The 9,456-nt window shown below is 31.4% G+C and carries 9 protein-coding genes; 8 read left to right on the top strand and 1 reads right to left on the bottom strand.

Annotation, left to right across the window (positions count from 1 at the left end; translation table 11 throughout):
• Positions 1-194: 194 nt before the first annotated feature.
• The 8 genes from LQK79_RS17395 to disA all read left to right on the top strand — a co-directional run bounded on the left by LQK79_RS17395 (position 195) and on the right by disA (position 8,938).
• Positions 195-431: a hypothetical protein gene (locus tag LQK79_RS17395; RefSeq protein WP_053242096.1), complete on the top strand. Its 237-nt coding sequence runs from the start codon at positions 195-197 to the stop codon at positions 429-431.
• Positions 432-538: 107 nt separating this feature from the next.
• A complete protein-coding gene (locus tag LQK79_RS17390; protein WP_053242095.1) occupies positions 539-1,504 on the top strand; it encodes an ROK family protein in 966 nt (321 codons plus the stop codon).
• A 184-nt stretch (positions 1,505-1,688) separates the two neighbouring features.
• On the top strand, positions 1,689-2,144 hold the full coding sequence (locus tag LQK79_RS17385; RefSeq protein WP_231017328.1) for a CtsR family transcriptional regulator: 456 nt from the start codon (positions 1,689-1,691) through the stop codon (positions 2,142-2,144).
• Between the two features lie 71 nt (positions 2,145-2,215).
• Positions 2,216-2,743, top strand: a complete 528-nt coding sequence (locus LQK79_RS17380) for a UvrB/UvrC motif-containing protein (protein ID WP_053242094.1) — start codon at positions 2,216-2,218, stop codon at positions 2,741-2,743.
• A gap of 1 nt (position 2,744) precedes the next feature.
• Positions 2,745-3,767 (top strand): protein arginine kinase, encoded by a 1,023-nt coding sequence (locus LQK79_RS17375; RefSeq protein ID WP_053242093.1) that lies wholly within the window; start codon positions 2,745-2,747, stop codon positions 3,765-3,767.
• Between the two features lie 10 nt (positions 3,768-3,777).
• The gene (locus LQK79_RS17370) at positions 3,778-6,219 is read left to right on the top strand and encodes an ATP-dependent Clp protease ATP-binding subunit (protein ID WP_231017327.1); all 2,442 of its coding nucleotides are present in this window, start codon (positions 3,778-3,780) and stop codon (positions 6,217-6,219) included.
• Positions 6,220-6,511: 292 nt separating this feature from the next.
• Positions 6,512-7,858 carry a DNA repair protein RadA gene (gene radA / locus LQK79_RS17365; RefSeq protein WP_231017326.1) on the top strand — a complete coding sequence of 449 codons (1,347 nt, stop codon included), beginning with the start codon at positions 6,512-6,514 and terminating at the stop codon, positions 7,856-7,858.
• Between the two features lie 12 nt (positions 7,859-7,870).
• Positions 7,871-8,938 carry a DNA integrity scanning diadenylate cyclase DisA gene (gene disA, locus LQK79_RS17360; protein WP_331000766.1) on the top strand — a complete coding sequence of 356 codons (1,068 nt, stop codon included), beginning with the start codon at positions 7,871-7,873 and terminating at the stop codon, positions 8,936-8,938.
• Positions 8,939-9,031: 93 nt separating this feature from the next.
• On the opposite strand, the gene LQK79_RS17355 is transcribed toward disA, so the two are convergent.
• Positions 9,032-9,436 carry a nucleoside triphosphate pyrophosphohydrolase family protein gene (locus LQK79_RS17355; protein ID WP_231017325.1) on the bottom strand — a complete coding sequence of 135 codons (405 nt, stop codon included), beginning with the start codon at positions 9,434-9,436 and terminating at the stop codon, positions 9,032-9,034.
• Positions 9,437-9,456 lie beyond the last annotated feature (20 nt).

Here is a 9,456-nt window from a genome sequence, read left to right as displayed (position 1 = left end):
TCAACGGTGGAGCACTCGGCTGTTAACCGATAGGTTGAAGGTTCGAATCCTTTTCGCGGAGCCATTTTATTTTTTGAACTTTATATGAAAATTAAGGCTGATATACTTTGGTATATTGGCTTTTTGCTTATACATATTTTCAGTATTAATTGTAAACACTAACTAACGACAATATAAATTAAGGAGAGAAATTTATGGCAGAATATCATTTAGATATAAATGGTGGTGTTAAGTTAGGTGATTACAGTAGCATACATGATTATATGGAGTTCATTAATAAAAACGACAAGTTTACAATTATGATAGAAAAAAGTGACAAAAGAAACATAGATATAATATGTAGAATGTTGATAGATAATAAATTTAATATAAATAATTTAGATATAGATTGTAATGGCAAATATTACATTGAAGCATATAGAGATAAGTAATGGGTAGAGAATTACAACTTAAATTATAAGTAATAAAATCGTTTAAACTGTGATTAATTATGTGATATAATAAGATTAAAATTTTGATTTTATCTGGAGGAAGTAATATGGACAAGAATTATGTTATAGGAATAGATTTGGGAGGTACTAAAATAAGTGGTGCTGTTTCAAATTTACAAGGTGATATTTTATCACAATACACAACTCCTACTTTAGCTGAAGAAGGGGAAGAAGCAGTTTTAGATAGAATATTTAAAGTAATAGAAAAAATTATGAGTGATTCTAATAAAAGTTCTAAAGAAATTAAAGCAATAGGAATCGGTTCTCCTGGACCATTAGATGCTAAAAAAGGCATAATAATAACAACACCTAATTTGCCTTTTGAAAATTTTGCACTTGTTGAACCTATTGAAAATAAATTTGGCATACATACTTATTTAGATAATGATGCAAATGTAGCAGCTATAGGAGAATATATTTTTGGTGCAGGTAAAGGAACTAAAAATATGGTTTTCGTTACAGTAAGTACTGGTGTTGGTGGCGGAGCGATAATTAATGGTGATATATATAGAGGAAATACTAGTAATGCTTTAGAAATAGGACATACAACCTTAGTGGAGGATGGCCCTAGATGTAATTGTGGAAATTATGGATGCACAGAAGCACTCGCATCTGGAACGGCTATAGCTAAAAGAGCAAAAGAAGCTATAGAAAGTGGTGCAAAAACATCATTAACTAATTATGAAAAAGTTACATCTTATGAAGTATTCGTTGAAGCTAAGAAAGGAGACAAAGTTTCTGCTGATATAATTGATAAATGCTTGAATTATCTTGGAATATGTATAGCAAACATTGTAAATACTTTTGATCCTGAAATGGTAATAATAGGTGGTGGAGTTAGTAAAGCAGGAGATATTGTTTTTAATAAGGTTAAAGAGGTTGTAAATAGAAGAGCATTTAAGGCTATAGCAGAATCTTGCAACATAGTTCCAGCTGGACTTGGAACAGATGCAGGAGTGATAGGCGCTGTTGCATTGGCACTCTTAGAAAGCAAAAATCACGCAAACATATAGAAGAAAAATATTTTTTGATTTCTTATTAAGCGAAGCAATAATATTGAAGGAGCAATTTATCCCTTAGATTTATTAATTTTATTTAACGCTCCAAAATATTGTTGCTTTGTATGCTTGCATTTTTAAAAATAATATTATATAATAAGGTCAAAGAAAGTCAAAGGTAAAAGAAGGAGAGCTCGCTATGAGACTATCGGATATTATAGAAGCTTTTTTAAATGATATGTTAAATGAGGCTGACAAAAATGAACTTGAAATACAGAGAAATGAATTAGCTAATCATTTTAGTTGTGCCCCATCTCAGATAAATTATGTTTTAACCACTAGATTTACTACAGATAGAGGATATTATATAGAAAGTAGAAGGGGTGGTGGAGGATGTATTAAGATAAGGAAGGTAGATTATCAAGATAAGAAGTCGCTTGTTGATGCTATGATAGAGAAAATCGGAAATAGTATAACATATAATTCTGCACTTGGAATTATAAAAGTAATGCTGGATATGGATATTATAACTGAAAGAGAGAGTAATATAATAAAAAGTTCTATAAATGATAGAACCTTATGCGATATTGTAGAAAATAGAAACAAAGTTAGAGCTGAAATTTTAAAATCAGCAGTATTAATTTTGTTATTATAAACAAATTTTTATGGGTTTAAGAAGAATAGTGGGCTTGCCAAAACCCGGTGTGTGTGAAAGGATGTGTTAATATGCTGTGTGAAGTATGTCATAAAAATCAAGCTAATGTTCATATTAAAAAAATAGTCAATGGAGAAAAAAAGGAGCTTCATGTATGTGAAAAATGTGCAAAGGAAGTAGAAGGCTTAGATATTAATTCAGATATGGAGTTTATATCACCTTTTTCATTTCAAAACATTCTAAGTGGAATCATGGACTATATTGGAACAGATTATCCTAATATGCAATCATCAGAGATTACTTGTGAAAATTGTGGAACAACTTATAGTGAGTTTAAGGAAAGCGGACTTCTTGGATGCAGCGAATGCTATAATAATTTTAGCTCAATGATAGAACCTGTTATAAGTAGAGTTCAGGGAAATGTGGTTCATAATGGTAAGATACCTAAAGAGTCTGGAAAAAAGATAATTAAGAGAAATAGGATCAATGAACTAAAGGCAGAACTCAAAAAGGCAGTTGCAGCAGAGGAATATGAAAAAGCTGCAAAGTTAAGGGATGAACTTAGAGCAATCAATCCGCCTAAGGGAGATGAAAAGTAGTATGGATAATTGGATTAATAGTAGTAATAAAGATAAAGGAGCTGTATTATCAAGTCGAATAAGATTTGCAAGAAATTTAAGAAAAATTCCTTTTCCTGACAAACTGTCAGATGAACAAGGCAAGCAAATCGTAGATAGTGTTAGCAGTAAGTTTTTGAGTGATGAAAATATAAAAGAAAAATTTAAATGCATATATTTGTGGCAAAATGACAAGAATTCAAATATAGAATATCTTGAGAGACATTTAATAAGTAGAAAGCTTATAGAAAATAAAAATAAATCAGCATTCATAATAAATGAAAATGAAACCGTAAGCATAATGTTAAATGAAGAAGATCATGTAAGACTTCAAGGAATATCTAGTGGATTTAATTTAATGAATGTATATGATGAGTTAAATAAAATAGATGATATTTTAGAAAAGAGTGTTGATTATGCCTTCGATGAAAAACTTGGGTATTTAACAGCATGCCCAACCAATTTAGGTACAGGAATGAGGGCATCAGTTATGGTTCATCTACCTGCATTATCTATGAATAATGAGATGAACGGAGTACTAAATGTTTTAACTCAAATAGGAATAACTATAAGGGGAATGTTTGGAGAAGGTTCTAGAGCTTTAGGAGATTTATATCAAATATCAAATCAAATTACACTTGGCATAAGTGAAATTGATATAATATCTAATTTAAATGCTGTAGTGAATCAAATATTAAATCAAGAAAAATTGTCTAGGGAACAGATTATGAAAAATTATAAATATGAACTTGAGGATAAAATATATAGGTCATTAGCAATATTAAAGAATGCGGTGATCCTAGATAAAGACGAATTTTTAAAATTAATATCTTCGGTTAGAATGGGAGTTGAAATGGGTATTATAAAGGATATTGATATTGGAAAACTAGATACACTTCTTATTAACGCCCAAACTGCTAGTCTTAAAAGGATTTACAACAAAAATTTATCTGATAAAGAAGAAGACATAATGCGGGCAGATTATGTTAAAAATAGTTTAAGGTAGGTGAATAAATATGATGTTTGGAAGATTTTCTGATAGAGCACAGAAAATAATATACTTTGCTCAAGAAGAAGCTCAAGGTTTTCAACATGGCTATGTTGGAACTGAGCATATATTGCTAGGAATTCTACGTGAGGAAGGTAAGGCAAAAGATATTTTAAATAATGCTGGAGTAGCAATGCAAAATGTAAAACAGCTTGTAGAAGAATATGAGGGGAAAGGTGATATGGAGTTATATAGAAATGAAATTCCACTTACACCTAGAACTAAGAGACTTTTAGAATTAAGCTTATTAGAAGCTAGAAATTTAAATCATAACTATATAACTCCAGAGCATATACTTCTTGCATTAATAAGAGAAGGAGAAGGTGTTGCGTTTACTATTTTAGCTAATTTAGGTGTGGATTTTGAAAGACTTAGAAAAGAAATTTTGGATAGCCTAACAGGAGAAGCAGCAGCGGATAGTCCTAAAGCTTCGACTAAGGAATCCCATGATACACCTACTTTGGATAAGTTCGGAAGAGATCTTACTCAAATGGCTGCAGAAGGTAAATTAGATCCTGTTATAGGAAGAGATCAAGAAACCCAAAGAATACTTGAAATTTTATGTAGAAGGACTAAAAATAATCCATGCTTAATAGGTGATCCTGGAGTTGGTAAAACTGCTATTGCAGAAGGATTGGCTGAAAAAATAGTTTCTGGGAATATACCAGAGATACTCAAAAATAAGAGGGTTGTTACCTTAGATATGTCTTCAATGGTTGCGGGTTCTAAATATAGAGGAGAATTTGAAGAAAGACTTAAAAAGGTAATGGAAGAAATAACAAAAGCAAAAAATGTTATACTATTTATTGATGAAATTCATACTATAATTGGAGCAGGAGGAGCGGAAGGCGCAATAGATGCATCAAATATTTTAAAACCTTCTCTTGCAAGAGGCGAAATACAATGTATAGGTGCAACTACTATTGATGAGTATAGAAAGTATATAGAAAAGGATGCAGCGTTAGAAAGAAGATTCCAGCCATTAACTGTTGGAGAGCCAACTAAAGAAGAGGCTATACAAATATTAAAAGGTCTCAGAGATAAGTATGAAGCTCATCATAGAGTAAAAATTACAGATGAGGCAATAGAGGCAGCTGTAAATCTTTCAGATAGATATATTACAGATAGATATCTTCCAGATAAAGCTATAGATTTAATTGATGAAGCTGGAGCAAGAGTTAGAATACAAAATCTCACAGCACCGCCAGATTTAAAGAGCCAAGAGGAAGAGCTTGAAAAGGCCACTAAAGAAAAGGCAGATTCTATAAGACAGCAGGATTTTGAAAAAGCAGCTAAGCTGAGAGATAAAGAAAAAGAATTAAGAGCAAAAATTGACGATTTAAAGAAAAACTGGCAGACTAAAAATGATGTTAATAGTCATATTGTTGGAGAAAAACAAATAGCCACTGTTGTAGCAAAATGGACTAATATTCCTGTTGAGAAGCTCACGGAAAAAGAAGCAGAAAGACTTTTAAAACTTGAGGAAATACTTCATAAAAGAGTAGTTGGTCAGAATGAAGCCGTAGAATCAGTGTCAAGAGCTGTTAGAAGAGCAAGAGTTGGACTTAAAGATCCAAAAAGGCCAATAGGTTCATTTATATTTTTGGGACCTACAGGAGTTGGAAAAACTGAGCTTTCAAAAGCACTTGCAGAAGCCATGTTTGGTGATGAAAATAGCATAATTAGAATAGATATGTCTGAATACATGGAAAAGCATACGGTATCAAGACTTGTAGGATCGCCTCCAGGATATGTTGGATATGATGAAGGTGGTCAACTTACAGAAAAAGTACGTAGAAAACCATATTCAGTAGTTTTATTCGATGAAATAGAAAAAGCACATCCAGATGTATTTAACATTCTTCTTCAAATATTAGAAGATGGAAGATTAACTGACGGTAAGGGAAAAACTGTAGATTTCAAAAATACTATTGTAATAATGACTTCAAATGTTGGAGCATCAACTATAAAGAAGCAAAAAACTATGGGATTTTCAACTTCAAAAGGTGAAGAAAAAGAACAGTATGACAAGATGAAGGAAAATATAATGGAGGAATTAAAGAGATCATTTAGACCAGAATTTTTAAATAGAATAGATGATATAATTGTATTCCACCAGCTTGAAGAAAAAGATTTAAGACAGATAGTAAAACTTATGCTTAATTCTGTTGAAAAAAGGTTAGAAGAGCAGAATATAAAAATACACTTTAACGATGCTGCGCAAAATTTACTTGCTAAACAGGGCTTTGATCCAACATATGGAGCAAGACCTCTTAGAAGAACTATAATGAAGACAGTTGAAGATGAAATATCAGAAGCTATATTAAAAGGTGAAATTAGCAAGGAAGACAATATACTTGTTGGAGTGGATGAAAATAAAAAATTCACCTATAGCAAGCAAAATAGTTAAAGGTACTATGTTTAAAGAAATATTGATAAGATTAAGGAAGCTTTGCTTTAAATAAGATTAAAGAGCAATACTTATTTGAACAAAACCTAAAATTAGAATATTAGTTTTAGCCATCTCAAAACGATATTATTGATTTAATTTTGAGATGGTTATTTTTTTAGAATATCGAAGGCACCGTGAGATTATATAAGTTAACTGTTAAAAGTTATACTAATATAATATGGAGAAATCACTATAAAAATATATGTTAAATAGGTTATAATTATAAGTAGGTAAAAGAGAGGTGATAAGTATGGCAAAAAATAAGAGCTTTTTCATATGTCAGAAATGCGGATATGAATCACTAAAATGGCTTGGGAAATGTCCCGCGTGCGACAGTTGGAATAGTTTTGTTGAAGAAGAAAAAGAAGAAAGAAAGCCAGAAAAAAATTTAAATTTAAAAAACACACCCAAATGTATAATTAATATAAAATCGGGAGAATATGAAAGATATAATACTAATATAAATGAACTTAATAGAGTATTAGGGGGAGGACTTGTTAGAGGCTCCATAACATTAATATCTGGAGCACCTGGAATAGGTAAATCGACTCTTCTTCTTCAAGCTTGTCAAGGAATAGCAGAAAAACATGGTAAAGTTTTATATATTTCAGGCGAAGAATCAGAAGAGCAGATAAAAATGAGAGCTGATAGGTTGAATGTAGTTTCACCTAATTTATACATACTGTCAGAGACAAATATGGAAACTATAGAAGCTCAAGTAGAAAGCGTTAAGCCAATATTTGTAATAGTTGATTCTATACAAACTTTATATAAATCTACGTTGACATCTGCCCCGGGAAGTGTATCACAGGTTAGAGAATGTGCAAATGATATTATGAGAATAGCCAAGACGGGAAATATTCCATTTTTTATCGTAGCTCATGTTACAAAGCAGGGAGAGCTTGCAGGACCAAGGGTTTTAGAGCATATAGTGGATACAGTTTTATCTTTTGAAGGAGAGAGAACAGAGGAATTTAGAATACTTAGGACTATAAAAAATAGATTTGGAACTACTAGCGAGATCGGTGTATTTGAAATGCTTGAAAGTGGTCTCGGTGAAATATACAATCCGTCCAGCGTTTTTCTTGAAGAAACTAATTTCAATCAAGAAGGTTCTATAGTAATAGGAATCATGGAAGGAAGTAGACCGATACTTGTGGAAGTTCAAGCATTAGTTTCTAAAACAAATGCGGTTATGCCAAGAAGAACTGCCGTAGGGGTAGATACCTCAAGGTTAAATTTAATATTGGCTGTTCTTGAAAAAAAATTAAAAATACCCTTTTACAATTCAGATGTATATGTTAATGTTGTAGGTGGGCTTAATATCGAAGGAACATATGGAGACTTAGGTATAGCACTTGCATTAATTTCTAGTGCTAAAGGAATACCTATTAAGTTGAATAAAACTATTGCAGTTGGAGAAGTTGGACTTACTGGAGAAGTGAGACCTATTTCATTTTGCGATAGACTTATAAATGAAGCTGATAAAATGGGATTCCAAAATATACTTGTACCTAAAAGAAATGTTGAAAAAAACAATACTATAAATGGTATAGGAATCTCTTCATTGAAAGAGGCAATAAATAAAGTTTTTTAAGGGTGATGATTTGTGAGTAATGCAAGATTAAAAAAAGACAAAGAACTTTTAGATATTCTTAAAATTATGGCGCCTGGTACTGCATTAAGAGAAGGACTTGAAAATATATTGAGAGCAAAAACAGGAGGACTTGTAGTTTTAAGCGATAATGAACAGGTATTAAAACTCATGGATGGTGGGTTTAAAATAAATTCGGAGTATAGTTCATCGTATATATATGAACTTGCTAAAATGGATGGAGCTATTGTTTTAAGTAGCGATCTCAAGAGAATATTAAGTGCTAATGTGCAACTTATACCGGATTCTTCCATTCCAACATTTGAAACAGGTACGAGACATAGAACGGCACAAAGGGTTGCAAAGCAAACAGGAGCTATTGTTGTTGCTATTTCTCAGAGAAGAAATGTAATTACAATTTATAAAGGTGATATAAAATATGCACTTAGGGACAGCAGTATTATACTTGCCAGAGCTAATCAAGCATTGCAGACGCTTGGAAAATACGTTTCTGTATTGGAAAGAGTTGTTAATAATTTGAATTTATTAGAAGTTCAGGATTTGGTAACACTACTTGATGTTGTAACAGCAGTACAGAGAACAGAGATGGTAATGAGAGTTGTTACTGAAATTGAAAGGTATATATGTGAGCTTGGAAATGAAGGTAGACTTATTTCAATGCAGCTAATCGAATTAATTAGAAATGTGGAGCAAGATGGTATCTTTATAATAAGAGATTATTGTAAGGATGGTGTAGAGTACAATGATATTTATAAACAAATTCAAAACATGTCATCACAGGACTTTTTAGAACTTGAATCTATATCAAAAGTTTTAGGGTATAATGGAGTACCTCTTGTTGATACATTAATATCACCTAAAGGATATAGAATGACTAGTAAAATACCTAGAATACCGGTTAATGTAATTGAAAATATGGTTAAGCATTTTAAAGGATTAAAGAGAATAATGGAGGCATCCTATGAAGAACTTGATAAAGTAGAAGGAATAGGAGAGGCTAGAGCAAAAGCCATAAAAAATGGACTTAGAAGATTAAGAGAGCAGTTTATATTAGATAATTAATTATAAAGGTTAAGGTGATAAGTTATATAACTAAGGTTATTTTTGGAAATAACCTTAATTTATAACTTATTACATATTAAATTCAATATAATTTTATCTAAATGTATATTTTCCAAGGGTATCAATCTTATTGTATTCCTTTAGCATAATGTCATATAAATTTATATCAAGAGAATTGCAAAGTGCAGCTAAATAAAATAGGTTATTGCCTATCTCCCCTTCAATAATATCTCTGCAATTTTCACATAAATTACCTTTTATGCTTGATTTTGAGTTCTTGTTTAAAATTTCAATGTCTTCAATGTTAAAGTCTTTTGGCAGATGAACTTTTTTTGCTTGAATTTCTATACATCCGCAGTTAGTTGCAGACTTGGCCACGGCTCTATTGATTCTTGCCTGAGATTCTTGAAGTTTTGTCATTATGTCAAGTAAACTTCTATGTCTTAACAAGGATTCATTTACAGAGTTTTGAAAATCATCAAAAATTACATCTTTCACTAGGCTTCATCTCCTTATAA

This window comes from Clostridium guangxiense (assembly GCF_021043395.1).
GTDB lineage: Bacteria > Bacillota > Clostridia > Clostridiales > Clostridiaceae > Clostridium_S > Clostridium_S guangxiense.
The sequence above is the reverse complement of the archived record's forward strand: the minus strand, read 5'-3'. Positions and strand labels throughout refer to the sequence as shown.

Bases quoted from the DNA above. Each gene is read 5' to 3' on its own strand.
- LQK79_RS17395 (WP_053242096.1), top strand. From the start codon at position 195: ATGGCAGAATATCATTTAGATATAAATGGTGGTGTTAAGTTAGGTGAT.
- LQK79_RS17390 (WP_053242095.1), top strand. From the start codon at position 539: ATGGACAAGAATTATGTTATAGGAATAGATTTGGGAGGTACTAAAATA.
- LQK79_RS17385 (WP_231017328.1), top strand. From the start codon at position 1,689: ATGAGACTATCGGATATTATAGAAGCTTTTTTAAATGATATGTTAAAT.
- LQK79_RS17380 (WP_053242094.1), top strand. From the start codon at position 2,216: ATGCTGTGTGAAGTATGTCATAAAAATCAAGCTAATGTTCATATTAAA.
- LQK79_RS17375 (WP_053242093.1), top strand. From the start codon at position 2,745: ATGGATAATTGGATTAATAGTAGTAATAAAGATAAAGGAGCTGTATTA.
- LQK79_RS17370 (WP_231017327.1), top strand. From the start codon at position 3,778: ATGATGTTTGGAAGATTTTCTGATAGAGCACAGAAAATAATATACTTT.
- radA (WP_231017326.1), top strand. From the start codon at position 6,512: ATGGCAAAAAATAAGAGCTTTTTCATATGTCAGAAATGCGGATATGAA.